The organism is Leptospira hartskeerlii, from assembly GCF_002811475.1.
Classification (GTDB): domain Bacteria; phylum Spirochaetota; class Leptospiria; order Leptospirales; family Leptospiraceae; genus Leptospira_B; species Leptospira_B hartskeerlii.
Genome location: NZ_NPDL01000004.1, coordinates 380,833 through 395,641 on the forward strand (window position 1 = coordinate 380,833; position 14,809 = coordinate 395,641).

Annotated in this window: 14 protein-coding genes; 8 read left to right on the forward strand and 6 right to left on the reverse strand. The window is 39.4% G+C overall.

The genetic code is table 11. The annotated features are described in order from the left end of the window. Positions 1 to 2 precede the first annotated feature (2 nt). From CH352_RS09475 to CH352_RS09505, 7 genes are read left to right on the forward strand one after another with little or no spacing between them, the layout of a single operon-like run. Positions 3 to 731, forward strand: coding sequence for an ABC transporter permease (locus CH352_RS09475; protein WP_100705045.1), 729 nt, complete (start codon positions 3 to 5; stop codon positions 729 to 731). Beyond that, positions 728 to 2,665: a motility-associated ABC transporter substrate-binding family protein gene (locus tag CH352_RS09480; RefSeq protein WP_100705046.1), complete on the forward strand. Its 1,938-nt coding sequence runs from the start codon at positions 728 to 730 to the stop codon at positions 2,663 to 2,665. The genes CH352_RS09475 and CH352_RS09480 overlap by 4 nt, the downstream gene beginning before the upstream one ends. Continuing rightward, positions 2,655 to 3,767 carry a hypothetical protein gene (locus CH352_RS09485; RefSeq protein WP_100705047.1) on the forward strand — a complete coding sequence of 371 codons (1,113 nt, stop codon included), beginning with the start codon at positions 2,655 to 2,657 and terminating at the stop codon, positions 3,765 to 3,767. The genes CH352_RS09480 and CH352_RS09485 overlap by 11 nt, the downstream gene beginning before the upstream one ends. Next, on the forward strand, positions 3,767 to 4,396 hold the full coding sequence (locus CH352_RS09490; protein ID WP_100705048.1) for a hypothetical protein: 630 nt from the start codon (positions 3,767 to 3,769) through the stop codon (positions 4,394 to 4,396). The genes CH352_RS09485 and CH352_RS09490 overlap by 1 nt, the downstream gene beginning before the upstream one ends. Then, positions 4,393 to 5,793 (forward strand): UDP-N-acetylmuramate--L-alanine ligase, encoded by a 1,401-nt coding sequence (locus CH352_RS09495; protein ID WP_100705049.1) that lies wholly within the window; start codon positions 4,393 to 4,395, stop codon positions 5,791 to 5,793. Before CH352_RS09490 ends, CH352_RS09495 begins: the two co-directional genes overlap by 4 nt. Next, a complete protein-coding gene (gene pheS, locus CH352_RS09500) occupies positions 5,790 to 6,815 on the forward strand; it encodes a phenylalanine--tRNA ligase subunit alpha (protein ID WP_100705050.1) in 1,026 nt (341 codons plus the stop codon). The genes CH352_RS09495 and pheS overlap by 4 nt, the downstream gene beginning before the upstream one ends. A gap of 1 nt (position 6,816) precedes the next feature. Next, positions 6,817 to 7,242, forward strand: a complete 426-nt coding sequence (locus CH352_RS09505; RefSeq protein ID WP_100705051.1) for an acyl-CoA thioesterase — start codon at positions 6,817 to 6,819, stop codon at positions 7,240 to 7,242. Positions 7,243 to 7,277: 35 nt separating this feature from the next. Here CH352_RS09505 and CH352_RS09510 read toward each other — a convergent pair whose 3' ends face one another. Then, positions 7,278 to 7,742 carry an SRPBCC domain-containing protein gene (locus CH352_RS09510; RefSeq protein ID WP_243396190.1) on the reverse strand — a complete coding sequence of 155 codons (465 nt, stop codon included), beginning with the start codon at positions 7,740 to 7,742 and terminating at the stop codon, positions 7,278 to 7,280. Positions 7,743 to 7,878: 136 nt separating this feature from the next. Here CH352_RS09510 and CH352_RS09515 point away from each other — a divergent pair, with 136 nt between their 5' ends. Beyond that, complete coding sequence (locus CH352_RS09515) at positions 7,879 to 8,676, forward strand: helix-turn-helix domain-containing protein (protein WP_100705052.1); 798 nt, start codon at positions 7,879 to 7,881, stop codon at positions 8,674 to 8,676. Positions 8,677 to 8,708: 32 nt separating this feature from the next. Here the strand turns inward: CH352_RS09515 and CH352_RS09520 are convergent, their stop codons facing one another. The 5 genes from CH352_RS09520 to CH352_RS09540 all read right to left on the reverse strand — a co-directional run bounded on the left by CH352_RS09520 (position 8,709) and on the right by CH352_RS09540 (position 14,759). After that, positions 8,709 to 10,982, reverse strand: coding sequence for an ankyrin repeat domain-containing protein (locus CH352_RS09520; RefSeq protein ID WP_425268940.1), 2,274 nt, complete (start codon positions 10,980 to 10,982; stop codon positions 8,709 to 8,711). A gap of 61 nt (positions 10,983 to 11,043) precedes the next feature. Then, on the reverse strand, positions 11,044 to 11,556 hold the full coding sequence (locus CH352_RS09525; protein WP_100705054.1) for a TlpA family protein disulfide reductase: 513 nt from the start codon (positions 11,554 to 11,556) through the stop codon (positions 11,044 to 11,046). A 119-nt stretch (positions 11,557 to 11,675) separates the two neighbouring features. Continuing rightward, complete coding sequence (locus CH352_RS09530) at positions 11,676 to 12,110, reverse strand: hypothetical protein (protein WP_207766636.1); 435 nt, start codon at positions 12,108 to 12,110, stop codon at positions 11,676 to 11,678. A 55-nt stretch (positions 12,111 to 12,165) separates the two neighbouring features. Beyond that, positions 12,166 to 13,431 carry an acetyl-CoA acetyltransferase gene (locus CH352_RS09535; RefSeq protein ID WP_100705056.1) on the reverse strand — a complete coding sequence of 422 codons (1,266 nt, stop codon included), beginning with the start codon at positions 13,429 to 13,431 and terminating at the stop codon, positions 12,166 to 12,168. Between the two features lie 17 nt (positions 13,432 to 13,448). Next, the gene (locus tag CH352_RS09540) at positions 13,449 to 14,759 is read right to left on the reverse strand and encodes a 3-hydroxyacyl-CoA dehydrogenase family protein (RefSeq protein ID WP_100705057.1); all 1,311 of its coding nucleotides are present in this window, start codon (positions 14,757 to 14,759) and stop codon (positions 13,449 to 13,451) included. Positions 14,760 to 14,809 lie beyond the last annotated feature (50 nt).

Here is a 14,809-nt window from a genome sequence, read left to right on the forward strand (position 1 = left end):
TCATGTTTCGAAATATTAAATGGATCTTCTGGAAAGAAGTCAGGGTATTTTTTGGTACCTATTTGGCTCCTTTGGTTTTAGGTGGGACTGCGTTCTTAAATTCATTATTCGTATTGATCCTGAATTTTAACTCGGGGACGAATTACACCGAAACCACAATCATCACTTTTATCTCCTTCATGAGCACGATGTTGATCGCGATGTTGATTGTTGCAATGGGCTCTATCACGGAGGAAAAAAACAGAGGAACGTTGGAGTTCCTATTTACTGCTCCTATTTCAGATTTGGAAATCGTAGTAGGTAAGTTCTTGTTCGGAACATTTGTGTGTGCCATCATTTCTGTCGCAGTGGATGGACTTTTTCCTCTTTTCTTATATTTCTTTTGGAAAGCACCTTTATACATAGTCGCTTCCGGAACTATAGGAGTGTTTCTACTCGGACTATTTACTTTTGCAGTAGGTTTGTTCGGATCTAGTTTGGGAAAAAACCAAATGATCTCTCTTTTGATCTCTATCGCGATCTTATTAACTCTTTGGGTGATCGGCTATTTCTCGCATTTATTCGATGCTGCGACTCGAAGCGTTTTGTTCCATTTGCATATATTCACTCACTTTATCAGCTTTTCGAAAGGAGTGCTCCCTTTGAGCAGTACTGTTTTCTTTATCAGCGGAACGATCTTCTTTTTGTATCTGACCGTAAAAGTTTTGGAATCTAGGAGATGGAGAGGATGAAATCAAATCTAATTTCCAGAATTCTTTCCTGGGCATCGATCGTATTATTATTACTTTTTTTCCCGGTTTATGAATCTTTTTCGAATGCGGGGCTTAGATGGGCGACTTCAATTATCGTACTTTCTGTCATCGCTGGTTCCGGATTTTTATCTTATATAGGTTCCAAAAAAGAAGATAAAGAAATCAACTTACTCATCTCTTCCGGACTTGGAATTCTATCTTTAGGAATTTATTTCCTTCGTGTTTATTTAGAAGACCTTTCTCTCCAAAAAGGAGGGACTGCTCCAGTTTGGATCACAAACTTGAGAGAATTCCTTTTAGTTTTCTTGGTTCTATTCGTATTAGGAAGTGTATTCTTAGGAATATTAAGAGAATGGGAAAGAAGTTCTTTTGAGAATCAATCCAGTCTTAAGGGAAGAAAGCAAAGTCTTGTTAGGGACTTTTTCCTTGGAACAGGGATACTTCTTCTTATTTTAATATTAGCAAATTATATTTCCGTAATGAGAAATCATAATTTCGATCTAAGCTCCAAGGGAGTTCATTCCTTCTCTATCGAAGCCAAAAAGATCTTAAAGGAAATTCCGGATGGCGCAGAAGTAGACGTAATCGCTTTTTATCCCCGTCCATTGGATAGCACTGCTCGAAACGCCGACGGAAGTTCTTCTTTGGCCCTAAAAAGGATCCGTCCCGATCTGGAAATTTTACTCAGCCAATTGGTATCTATTCATCCTGGATTCAAAGTAAAATTCATCAATGCTGATGTGGAGTTGGATGAGATCGCAGAATTCGGACAAGTTTCCAACGGAAATATTTTGATACGTTATCGTAAAGCCGGCGCAACTGCAGGGCCATATCCTGAACAAAAGGTAGGCGTTAAAGATAAGTCCGAGTTGGAAGATCTGGAAAGAAGATTGGTCCAAGCATTTATGAATGTTACCACTAAAGAAAGAAAGGTATACTTCACGGAAGCGAATGGAGAAAGGTATTCCCAAACTTTCCAAAACCTTCCGAACGAAAAACTAGTTCGTTTTGCAGATGCATTATCTTTTTTGAATTTTAAATCCACTGGGATTGGTTTTCAGAACAACTGGCCGCCCAAAATCCCTGATGACGCAGAATTTTTAGTTATCGCAGGACCAACTGTTCCATTCTCTCCGGAAGCAAGAACTTCCATTTTAGATTTTGTTTTTAAGAAGAAGGGAAAACTTTTTATCACGATCGAGCAAAGAGGCGCAGAAAGTTTCGATTGGTTATTAGAAGCCGCAGGTTATTCTTTTGCAAAAGGTAATCTTTCTCAAAGTCCAAGCAGGGCTCCCGGTTTGATCCTTACCAAAACATTTAGAGATCATGCTATCGAAGAATCTCTTTCTAAAAAAGATACCGGGATCGTATTTCCTTATGGAGGATATTTCGAGCAGAAACCTACTGCAAATCCTTCCGACATAAAATTAGACGCTTCTATTCTTTTGGAAACAGGTGGAGATGTTTACCTAGATAAAAATGGGAACGGAAAACAAGAGAAGGAAGAGGAGAAAAAGAATCTTCCGATCGCTTTGGTGTTAAAAACCAAGTCGGCTGCTCCTGTAATTCCTCCTTCAGATCCGAATGCACCTCCAACTACTTTACCAGAATCAAAGTCAGAAGACGAAGGAAGGATCGTAATCTATTCCGGAACTTCCTGGATCACAAATCAATATATTCCGTACGAAGCGAATTATGAACTCGCCGGTGCTTCAGTAACTTGGATGTACCAAGACGTTAGTCTTCCTGCGATCGCTCCTAAAAAAGAAGAGATCGAAACTGTTTCCTTAACAGACGGACAAAAAAGAGCGGTTTGGATCTTGGGAATGTTCTTATTCCCTGGACTCATTGCAGGTCTTGGATCCATCTACGTGATTAAAAGAAGAAAGGCCGGACAGAAAGATGCGAAATAAACTCTATCTACTCGGTTTAATAGTCGTTTTACTATTTCTGGCATTCTTCCTTCTGGAAAAAACAAAGGAAGATGCAACGGAGATTGAATACTGGAAACTTTCTTTAGATCGTATCGAATACTATCCTCCTAGCGAACAATGGGTAGAAAGAACCGGAGATAAATTTTATTCTAAACCTTTTACGATCTCTGTAAAAGAGGGGATCAAGAAGGGAGAAAAATTTTTTACAGTACTAAACAAAGATGCTGAAACCGGCAAAGATATTGAATACGAAGGCGGTTATAATTCTGAAAATACCGTCAGAGATTTCGGGACTTATAGAGTAAAAGGAACGGAAGAAATTTTAGAAGGAATCCAAATTAAGGAATCCTTACAACTTGGAGAAGATTCTCCTAAGTTAGTTTTTTATTCAGGTAATGTTTCCAAAACTTTAAGGATCGGGAAAAAACATTCTTTGGGTTCTACAAGAGTGATCTTGCATGAAGGTCCGATCCGGAATATTCTAACTTCTTCTTCTTTTCTATTCGATAGATTCCAAAAAGGTCCTCAGGAATTTCGTCAAAAAAGTATTCTGACCTTGAATAAGGAATATGTAAAAGAAATTTCTTATATAGACGAGAATGGTATTTCTATCCGTATCGATAATACTCCTTTCGAATCTAATAGCATTAAAAAGAATTTTTGGCGCAGACTTTCAGGTGAGATCATTTTACTAGAACCTAAGCTTGGAGAGGATCTATACAGATTCATGACCGGTTTGAAGGTAGAAACTTTTCCGGATGATGAGAATGGTGCAGGTTTTGGTATCGGAAATATTCTGGCTCCAGGCGCGGAGAAGTCCGAATTTTCTTTAGCAAGTGTAAAGGTTTTGATTTCAGATGGGAACGAGATCGTATATCGTTTTCATAAGGAAACAAGCATAGGAGATAAAAAGCTAACTCCCGTGATCAGAATTATAAATTCTAATTTTAAAGAACCTCCGGTTTATGTAATAGCGAATGCGTTTGCTCAGATCTCGGCTGCGGCTAATGCGATCAAAAACGCAAAGGCAATTGTAAAAGCTGATAAAGCTAAACCTGGAAATACTTCTCGGAAAAAATAATGTTTTTGATCACACCGAATTCGGAACTCACAGAAGTAGAAAAGTCCAAGCTTTCACTCTTAGAGAAAATTTTTAGAGCTCCTACGGAAGCTTTCGATCTATATCTTAGAAATGCTTCTCTGGGTAGAAAGGAACTATTAAGGTTACATTATGCACTTTGGGTGCTTGCCCCGATTTCCAAAATTGCCGGTAACCTGATCAAAATAATTTTAGACTTAGTCTTCGGAGATGAGGTAGATTTTAATCCATTCTCCGGGGTCATCACTTCTCTAATCATCTATCCTGTTTTACTCTTAGTAGTTTCACAATATGATGTTGTCCGAGTCTTTTATAGAAAAGTAGATCGAACAAAAGGGGAGAATTATCCGGCTGCGGATGTTTTGACCCTTGCATTTTTAGCATTCTCCGCTTCTTCTGTATTTTGGATCTTACCAAGTCCGATCAACTTAGGACTGATAGGAATTTCATTTTTGTATTCTATTTATCTTTCCTATATCGGAATGAAACGAGTAAGCGGTGTAGACTCTAAAGAAATCCTTATATTCTTCCTTTTTGGGAGCGCTTATCTTTTAAGTATTTCGTTAGTCTTTGTATTTATTTATAATATTATTAGGACCTTATTAAATTGAAAATCCATCTGATAGGGATAGGCGGGATCGCAATGGGGAACCTGGCTTCTATGTTAAGAAGTCTAGGTCATGAAGTTTCCGGCTCCGACGCCGGAGTTTATCCTCCAATGTCTGACAAATTAAAAGAGTGGGGAATTCCTTACTCGGAAGGTTTTGATGCGGAGAGAGTCAAAGGTAAGGATCTAATCGTAGTCGGAAATGCAATCTCTAGAGGTAATCCTGAAGTAGAAGAAATCCTAAATTCCGGATTGGAATATGTTTCCATGTCTGCCGCATTAGAAAGATATATTCTTGCCGGAAAAAAAGTAGTAGTGGTGGCTGGAACTCACGGCAAAACCACTACCACATTTTTGATCCATCATTTGCTGAAGGAAACTGGATTAAATCCCGGATTATTCGTAGGTGGAATTCGTAAGGACGGATTTCCAGGTTTCGAATTTACAGACGGAAATTATTTCGTAATCGAAGGAGATGAGTATGATACTGCTTTCTTCGATAAGGCATCTAAGTTTTTACATTATAGACCTACTTATGCTGTGTTGAACGCATTAGATTTCGATCATGCAGATATCTTCAAGGATATTGGAGAGATCGAAACGATGTTCTCCAGGTTGCTGAGACTTGTGCCTGGGAATGGAAAAGTATATTACTGGGCCGGAGCTCCAAATCTAAAAAGGATTTGCGGAGAAGCTTCCAAATTCGCTAAATCGGAAGCATTCGAATTTAATAAGAGGGACTCTATTCTCACTTGGAAGAAGGGGGAATTGTATAGTGGACAAAGACTTCTTCGACCAGGATTTTTTGGAAATCATAATTATAGAAACGCAGAAGTTGCTCTCAGGGTCTGCGAAGAGATATTAAAAAAAGAAAATATTCCTAAAGCGAAGGAAAAACTACTAGATGCATTGGAATCCTTCCCAGGAGTAAAACGTAGGCAAGAGATCTTATTCGAGTCTGCGAAAAGTATTCTGATCGAGGACTTTGCTCATCATCCCGTGGCTGTCGAAGAAACGATCCGCTCTGTTAAGCAAAGATTTCCAGGTTTTAAAATTATCAGTTTATTTGAGCCAAGAAGCGCTACTTCTCACAGAAACGTTTTCCAAAAGGAATATTCTTTTGCGTTTAAAGGTTCCGCTGTGACTATGATCACTGAAATTTATAATCTGAAAAAGGTCTCTAAGGATAACCGTTTGGACGTGAAAAAGCTCATCTTGAAACTTCCAAAACATTCAGGCACCCTTCCATTTTACTGTAAGGATCCCAAGGATTTGGTCCTGAAAGTTCGGAAAATCCTTCCCCAATTCGAGAAGGATAAAATCCTGATCCTAGCGATGTCCAATGGGGCTTTCGGCGGAATTTATCCTTCTTTGAAGGAACTGGTCGGATCTAGAAAATGAATCTATCGGAAGAATTAGACAAAATTTTTGAAGAAGCAAATCGTTTGATCGGATCTTCCGTCAACGAAGCGGATCTAGACAAAAACAAGAATGAGTATCTGGGCAAAAAAGGAAAACTTACCTCAGTACTTAAAAACTTGGCTTCTTTATCTATCGAAGAAAAGAAAACCGTCGGTCAAAAGGCAAACGACTTATCTAAAAGCCTGGAAGAGATCGTTTCCAAAACCAGAGAAAATCTCAAGACCAAAGGTTTTAAAGAACAGTCCGAAAAAGAATGGTTCGATGTTCTTCGTCCCTTGGGAGAAAACGAGCCTGGCACTTTACACCCTATTACAAAAATACAATATGAGATCGAGGACATTTTCACCTCGATGGGTTTCGAGATCTGGGATGGACCGGAAGTAGAAACGGATTTTAATAATTTTGGCGCTTTAAATTTTACGGATGATCACCCTGCGAGAGACATGCAGGATACTTTTTATTTGGAAAACGGAAATCTTCTCCGCACACATACTTCCGCTATCCAAGTCCGTGCATTAAGAAAATTGGAACCTCCTTTCAAGATCATTGGACCTGGACGAGTATTCCGTTACGAAGAAGTAGACGCTTCTCATGAAACCAGCTTTTATCAGATAGAAGGTATGGTCGTAGGAAAAGATATCTCTGCAGGTAATATGCTTTATACGATGGAAGTCCTACTTTCACGAGTTTTCGAGAAGGAAGTAAAGACTAGACTTAGACCTGGATTTTTTCCATTCGTAGAGCCTGCGTTCGAGCTGGATATCAATTGCCAGGTTTGCGGCGGAAGCGGTTGTTCCGTATGTAAACAATCCGGTTGGTTGGAATTGATGCCTTGCGGATTGGTCCATCCAAATGTTCTCGAATTGAACGGTTTAGATCCTAAAGAATGGACCGGGTTCGCATTTGGGCTCGGGCTTGATAGATTGGTGATGATGAAATACGGGATCCACGATATCCGCTATTTGCATTCAGGCAATCTGAGATTCTTAAAACAATTTTAATATGATTATCACTCCGATCCAAACCAGATGGAACGATTTGGATCCTTTTGCTCATGTAAACAATGCTAGATACATGTCCTATTTTGAAATAGGAAGAGTGGATTATTGTTCTAAAAAGTTTAATACAAGAGATATCTACGATGTTCCGTTCTTACTTGCTAGAATGGAAGTGGATATGTTCAAAGCAGTGGAACTATTTCATCCGATAGAAGTTTGGACCTGTGTTTCTAAGATAGGAAATAAGTCTTGGGACTTTACTTCTTTGATACGACATACGGAAACTAAGGAAATTTTTACTAAGGCGAAAACCGTCCAGGTTTCGTACGATCATAGAAACAAAACATCCATTCCTATTCCGGATTGGATCCGCAAAATTTTAGAAGCGGATTTGGAGAAATTCAAAAACACTTTCGAAAAAGCGGATTGAATTCCCCAATTCTATCATTCGCCCTTAAAAATAGGTTATGAACCTTCTCCCATGGGAAGATCTAAAGGTTTTCCTGTTTCCGCTAAACTTTTAATAGAAGATAAAACTCTCGCCCAACCTCCATCTGCTGAACGTTCGTAAGAAGGATCTCCTTCTTTTATTTGATCGTTTACTAGTTTTAACCTGGTTAACTTACCGTAAGGCTCTAAAGTATAAACTGTCCTGGATTCAAAGTTTTTATAATGTTCTCCGTATACCGATCCGACCAAAAGAGTCATGGATAGAATTTTATTCGGAACAATTTCTAAAATTTTTCCTTCTACATGAACTGTTTTGTCCCCTGAAGGTCCGGGACCGACGTATGCATACTTACTTCCTGTTTTGAAATCGGATTCGATCCCGCATCCGTGAAAAATTTTGCTACTTTCTTCTTTTGAAACTAGAATGTTCCAAACTTGTTCCGGTTTGGCTGCTATATAAATTTCATATTTGATTTCCATATTGTCTCCTGAAGTCGATCCGATTGACCTTGTCCCTCGTTTTTATAAACAGAAGAATAGCAGAGCACTAAACAAAAAGATTGTAAAAACGCGACAAACGAGGAGAATTTGAAAGAAATAAGTCCGGGGTCCGATCTTGAAAACAGACTTAAACAAACCTAGAGGGATCATCAAATCCATTACAGGAGAGAATTGGAGTTTAACCAGAAGTGCTCCTTCTCAGGGATTAAGTTTTTTTGTGGAACATTATTGGTCTGTTCGTTGGGACATGAGAGAAGCAGGACCAATGGTCCAAGAAAATCTTCCTCATCCTTCCGTTCATTTGGTCTTTGAAAAAAATAACACCAAAATTTTCGGAGTAGTGAGCGGAAGATTCGCACAAAGGTTAGAAGGAGAAGGTCGCGTATTCGGGATTAAATTTAGACCTGGTGCCTTCTACCCATTTTATAAAAAATCACTTTCAGAGATCACAGATAAAACAATTCGAATAGAAGATGTTTTCGGAATTCCAACAGAACCGTTAGAAAGAGAAGTATTCGAACTGGATTCAGAATCCGATCTTGTGCAATTTGCGGAAAATTCTTTATACGAAAGACTTCCGGAAGAAGACGAAACCATCACTTGGATCAATGAACTAATCGAAAAAGTATCTAACGATAGATCTATCTTGAAAGTAGAAGATATGGTCCAACTTTCTAGAATGAATAAACGATCTTTACAACGTATCTTCAACCAATATGTGGGAGTCGGTCCAAAGTGGGTAATCAATCGTTATAGAATGTTCGAGATCCTAGATAGAATTACCAAAGATACGGACTGGGTTGAGTTAGCATTGGAGTTGGGATATTACGACCAAGCTCATTTCATAAAAGATTTTAAAAGAATGGTCGGCAAAAGCCCGGAAGAATATTCCAAAAGTATTCCAGAAACTTAAATCGATCTATAACGTTTAAAAAGCGTACTGCGTTACTCCACACAGTTCACCTGGCATTCTGCTCCTGCTTTTTTTAAGATCTTAACTATATTTGGATTTTCATATCGATTCTTTTGGACTGCCCAGTCCATAGGAGTCCAACCGATATTATCTTTTTCATTTACTCTTGCCCCTGCTTGGATCAAAAGTTTTAAGGACTCCGGATCTCCACTTTCTGCTGCCTTATGAACGGGCGTCCAACCTTCGTCGTTTTTCATGTTCAGATCGGATCCTCTTTGCAAAAGTAATCTTGTGATCTCAGGAAATTGGACAGCTAAATGTAAAGGAGTCATTCCGTCATTTCGAGTTGCATTTGGATCTGCCCCTGATCTTAAAAACAAAGTGCATAACTCATAGAAACCATGAAGTACCGCTCTATGCAGTGGAGTTTCACCTTCTCCATTTTTGGAATTTAATTCCGCTCCGATCTGTAAAAGAAGTGAAGATACTTCAAAATATCCGAAACCTGCGGACTTATGAAGAGGAGTATTATCCAAATAATCTTTTGTGTTCGGATCCGAGCCTCTTAATACAAATCGATTGATATCATCTATTTTTCTTTGGCGGACGGATTCAAAAAAATCAAAATCCAAACTAGCGTTGGTTTTGATGGAGCTCCTCAAAATTTTTAGAGAATCCGGACTGATCAGGATCGTATCACTTTCCGCTAATCTTTGGGCTGCATTTTTTCCTGAGTCGGATTGGATAGAATTCGGATTGGCTCCGAGCTTGATACATGTATCCACTTGCGTCCTCGATTTTTTATCGATTCCTTCATGGAGAAGAAGGTCAGCTGTTTCCTGATCGAATAAGTTTTTGCCTACCTGAGGAGCCGCCTTGGTCCGGAAATGATTGAAATACTTGATCTGTTCTTCTGAAACAAATTCGGATCTGGCTAAAATTTCCAGGATCTGTTTGAAACCTTCTCCTATCTTCTCTAGATAATTTTTTTTGCGATCCGTATCCGATTCTAATGCTTCAGCTAAAAAGGATTTTTCTAAACTTTGATACGATCCTGAAAGTTTGCTTTGCAGATAGGATCTACCTGTGGTTTCAGAAGTTAAAATTTTCCTTTCCACTCTTGCTTTTAATGCGGAAGATTCCGGCCCGGACTTTAATTTGATAAGTTCGCTTCGAACAGATCTATAATTTAAGATAGCTCCTGTAAAATCGAAATCTGCATAGAGTCTGTCTCCTTCTTTTTCTTGGAGACCGAAGATAAGAAAATTCAGTTTTTCTATTCTATCATCTAATGCCTTTTCAAATTCAGCCAAACGAAAAGAAAAAGGCGTTTTGGTAGTATATTCTTTTTTAAGGTCCTTATATTGCTCAGTTAATTTTTGTAGAAAAGAGACTTCTCCACCTTTCTGAGCGGATAAGTCCATCTCTGAAAACTTATCCTTATATATTAGAAAATAGGAATTTGATATTTTGGCTCGGATATTTTTTAGATAATCCGACATCTCCGTTTTGGATCTATCAGAAAGTCTCTGTTCCAATGCGTTTAATGTATCCACGTATTCTGGAATGGATCTCTCATAGAGTTTTTCTTTTACTAGCTCGTCTGCTTTGGAAAGTTTTGGCCGGATAGTCTCTATAAAGCTTTTAGCGCCTTGGTCTTCTATTTTGAAATTTAGAACATTGATCTCTCCAGTTTTATCGTCTTGGACCTTAAAACTGGGAAATTCTACCTTCTCCACTGCTCCAGGAAACGCTGCTGCAAAATTGATCGCATATCTTGGATCAATTAGTTTACGTCCTGCTTCGGAAGAATAATAATCGATTTGGTATTCCGGAAATTCCAGATCAAAAGAAGTCTTGATCGTGTAAGTTAATGCAACCGAGTCTCTTTTTTGAGATCTTAAATTGATCTTATAACCTTTATTTGAAGGAAAAATTGTGCCCGATATCAGTTCATCGGCATCGATCGCATCTGCGATCTGTTTCATACAGATCTCGTCACTACAGTTTAGCTTTTGATTTAACTCTACTTGTTTTAGAAGCGCTGCCAAAGATTCATCGTCGGCTATATTAAATTTTCCTTCAAAATTTTTTAATATGGAATTGATGATCCCATTTCTAAATCTGCTTTCTAAATATTTCGGAACGCCGGCCTCTAATTTGAGTTTATGAATATAGATCTTCTGGACTGAATTTTCTTTAGAGAAAAGTTCAAAGTTGGAGAAAAGGAGAAGTAATAGAACACAAGCAATTTTAAAAAAATCGCTCTTTGTAGGAGTTCCAACAGCGCGAGATCGGTTACCGATATTCGCATGAAAGTCAACTAATAACCGACTCCCCGACTTTACAGAAAAATCTTCCAAAAGATTATCTCCTATTTTCCAGAACGGAAATCATTTTGGACCAGTTTTCTTTGGTGTATCCGTATTCTTTGAATAGGACATTTTTCTTTTGGACCACCATTGTTGTAGGAGTTCCTGGAAATTCCAAAATTCTCATGCTGGTTTGTAAGCTATCAAAATATAAGGAAGCTTGTTTTTTGATACCAAGCTCATTTGCTAATTTAGAAACAGAACTTGGATCATCTCCGACAAAGACGATCCAAAGATGTAGTTTTCTTTTGGAGTGAGAGCCGTTCCATTTTTTAGAATATTCTAATAGATTAGGGACTTCTTCTTTGCAAGGAGGGCAGTCAGAGCTAGTGAAATTTAGAATAACCAGATCTTCGTCAGGGATTTGATTAAGCTCTTGGTATAATGTTTTTCTTTCTAAATCCAAGGAATAGAGAGGAATATTTTGTATTTCGTTCTGGTCTTTGGGGCCTGCAGTTAGGCTTCCGATAGAAAGTAGTGAGATTAGAACCCAAAGGATCGTTTTCATACAAAAGTCGAAAAGGGGGTTTCCCTTTTAAAAATTGGACCCAAGCTGGGCGCAATTTACTCCCAGGGTTTTTAGATTTAGAATGAAGTTCTAAAAATTAGGAATGGATTTGGGATCAGTTAATCTTCTTCGCTTGTGAATGTAAAAACGAAAGAAACTAATATGCTTAGAACGGATTGGTAGAATACCCAAAGCCAAATCAGTTTTACCGGAAATGCACCAGTAAATTGGGAGATCGCCAAAGCTGGTGCAACAAATGCAGCGATGGAAAAACAAATCCCAGAGAGTAATCCACCTAAAAGTCCGTAAGGCAATGCAGGTCTAACAAGAGATGCTAATATTCCGATGAAGGATACTTCTAAAATGTCAGCAACGATTGGTCCTATCCAAAAAACTTGGGACATTGGAACGAAGAAGTTCTTTAAGTTTGGATCAAAATAGAAAGTAGAGAATAATAAAGTTCGAAGGGAAACAGAAGCAACTTCCCAAATGCCAAGGGCAACGAAAAACCTAAGTAAGAATTGATTCCAATCTTTTGCTGTGCGTAAACCCATATAAACGAAAAGCCCGGGGATACCGGGCTTTTCCATTCTTTTTTGTAGAAAGAATTTATTTTCCGACTACGAACACGTAATTGGTGGTTGCTGATCCGCCGATATTGAGCATCAGTCCATTTTTAGCGCCTTCTACTTGGTAATCACCTGCGGTTCCGGTAACTTGCTTATAGATGTCTAACATCATTCTAACGCCGGAAGCTCCCACTGGGTGTCCTGCTCCGATAAGTCCACCGGATGGATTGATCGGCTTTTTACCGTGGAAGTCGATTACTCCGTCTTCGATCGCTTCATGTTCTTTACCAGGTTGAGTGATCCCGAAAGCGGAGATCGCTGCATACTCGGAAGAAGTGAAACAGTCGTGAGTTTCGAAAACATCGATGTCCTTAGTGTTTAGACCGGAACGATCAAATGCATCTTTAACGGTTTGACGAGTCCAAGGAAGAACCCATTTATCACCTTTGGATTCGGCAACTTTCGCTTCGAAAGTGATTGGAGCAACTCTGTGTCCCCATCCCTTGATCTTAGGATAAGCAGAAAGTTTAGTTCCTTTTTTCTTAGCGAATTCTTCCGCGTAATTCTTGTTAGCAAGAACTACTAACGCAGCGCCGTCAGTTACTTGAGAACAGTCGGTGATCGCAAGGCGTCCACCCACTGCCATGTTGAACTCTCCGCCTCTTGCGTTTGCATGTTCATTGTTCATGAACCAAGAACGGGTCTGAGCTTTAGGGTTACGTTTAGCGTTTGCGTAATTAATTCTAGAAATTTCCGCAAGTGCTCCCATATAACGCTTTTCATCTAACTTGTAGCGCTCTAAAAGAACGTCTGCGAGTTTTCCGAAAAGTTTAGGGAAAGGAAATTGAACACCTTTAGCTTCTTTTTCGTAATAAGCTGCGGTTCCTAAGAAGTCTCCTCCAACGGAAGAAGAAACAGTCTTCATGATCTCCATACCAACAACGATTGCTACATCATAATCTTTAGAGCGAAGTTTGGTTTGAGCAGCATCGATCGCAACAGAGCCGGAAGCACAAGCTGCTTCATAACGAGCTCCTGGAACTCCGAAGAAACAAGGATCAACTTCAGTTAAGAAAGCGCCCATATGTCCTTGGACTGCATATTGTTCCCCGTCAAAGTTTCCTACGAAAACTCCGATACGATTTTGTTTGTTTAACTTTTTGATTTCGTCAGGAGTAAGACCAACTTTCTCTAGTCCGTCTTGAACGGCTTCCCTGAACAAGGACATGAAGGTTTTACCTTCCTTAGTCCAGTTACGTTGGAAGTCTGTTTGTTCTCCGCCGAGTACGTAAACTGCATCTTTCATGTAATCTTCCTCCCTTATTATCCTTTAAAAAGAGAACGAGCGTCTAAAATATCTTTCAGTTGATAGAAAGGTTTACCCGCTTTCGCTTTTGCCAATACTTCCGGAACAGGAAGTTTTGCTTTAGTGATTAGACTGATTGCTTCCTTAGGTCCGCCTAAGAAGTCTACGAATGCAGATGCAGGCGCCCAGTTAAATCCGGTTCCCATTGCAAGGTCGCTCATTTCTTTAGTTTCTACAACTTCTCCCACGATGGAAAGAGAGTAGCTTACGTAACGAGCGATAAAGTAACGAGCGATGTCCGCTTCCAGACCTTTCGCTTCTTTTACGATATTCATTGCGCCGATATAATCAGCCTCGCCGATCCTGCGATTTGCTTCTTTGATAAAAGGAATATCGAATTTAGGGACCGGAACATACAGGTCACCTTTGATATCGTAATATAATTTTTCCTTTTTACCGTCAGGAGTTTTGGTCATCTTATAAAGACCTTGTCCGGACTTTCTTCCTAAGTCACCTTTATCGATCAACTTTTGGAAATAACCAGGAAGTTTGAAGGTAGAATGTGCAGCGTCTTTAGTCATCTCATAGAGGTTGTCTACGATCGCCTTGTGAACATCCAAACCTACGAAGTCAGCAGTGTCTAGAGGAGCCATTGCTCTTCCGGTGTATCCGCTCATGATCGCGTCGATAAGAGCGATACCACCCTTGTCGGAATATTCTTCCGCTTTGATAGCAGCTTCGTTGATCAATTGGAATCCGATCCTGTTACCTGCGAATGCTGGAGTATCATTCGTATAAACTACAGCGCGTCCCAGAGTTTTATCCAGATATTCACCAAGTTTTTTAGTAACTTTTTTATCGTTTCCAGCATGAGTTACCAATTCGCAAAGGATCATTTTATATGGAGGGTTGAAGAAGTGAGTTCCGTAATAATGTTTTTTACCGTCTTCGTCGAAAGCATCCGCTAAACGAGCGATAGAAAGACCGGAAGAAACAGTGGATACGATAGTGCCCGGTTTACGAGCCTTCGCGATCCTTTTGTTGATCGGTTCTTTAACTTCATAACTTTCTGCAACAAGCTCGAAAACCCAATCGGATTCGGAGACTGCTTTTTCCAGGTCTTGGTCATAAGAACCAGGAATTAATCTAGGACGAATAGTGTCCGTTTTAATGGAAGAAATAGCTTTTTCGATCCCTTCTTTAGCCTTGTTTACGTCACGGGCTAACATATGGACTTTTGCTTTACCAAAAGCTGCCACGATAGCTGCGGATCCGGCGCCCATTGTCCCATTTGCGCCAAGAACGGTTACGGTTTTGATTTCCCTCATGGAATTATACCAACATCTCGGTTTTTGTAGAGTTAATCCCTGTTTAAAAC

What these genes read in the sequence shown, in the direction of transcription:
- CH352_RS09475 (WP_100705045.1), top strand. Translation starts at nt 3, where the DNA reads ATGTTTCGAAATATTAAATGGATCTTCTGGAAAGAAGTCAGGGTATTT.
- CH352_RS09480 (WP_100705046.1), top strand. Translation starts at nt 728, where the DNA reads ATGAAATCAAATCTAATTTCCAGAATTCTTTCCTGGGCATCGATCGTA.
- CH352_RS09485 (WP_100705047.1), top strand. Translation starts at nt 2,655, where the DNA reads ATGCGAAATAAACTCTATCTACTCGGTTTAATAGTCGTTTTACTATTT.
- CH352_RS09490 (WP_100705048.1), top strand. Translation starts at nt 3,767, where the DNA reads ATGTTTTTGATCACACCGAATTCGGAACTCACAGAAGTAGAAAAGTCC.
- pheS (WP_100705050.1), top strand. Translation starts at nt 5,790, where the DNA reads ATGAATCTATCGGAAGAATTAGACAAAATTTTTGAAGAAGCAAATCGT.
- CH352_RS09505 (WP_100705051.1), top strand. Translation starts at nt 6,817, where the DNA reads ATGATTATCACTCCGATCCAAACCAGATGGAACGATTTGGATCCTTTT.
- CH352_RS09510 (WP_243396190.1), bottom strand. Translation starts at nt 7,742, where the DNA reads ATGGAAATCAAATATGAAATTTATATAGCAGCCAAACCGGAACAAGTT.
- CH352_RS09525 (WP_100705054.1), bottom strand. Translation starts at nt 11,556, where the DNA reads ATGAAAACGATCCTTTGGGTTCTAATCTCACTACTTTCTATCGGAAGC.
- CH352_RS09530 (WP_207766636.1), bottom strand. Translation starts at nt 12,110, where the DNA reads ATGGGTTTACGCACAGCAAAAGATTGGAATCAATTCTTACTTAGGTTT.
- CH352_RS09535 (WP_100705056.1), bottom strand. Translation starts at nt 13,431, where the DNA reads ATGAAAGATGCAGTTTACGTACTCGGCGGAGAACAAACAGACTTCCAA.
- CH352_RS09540 (WP_100705057.1), bottom strand. Translation starts at nt 14,759, where the DNA reads ATGAGGGAAATCAAAACCGTAACCGTTCTTGGCGCAAATGGGACAATG.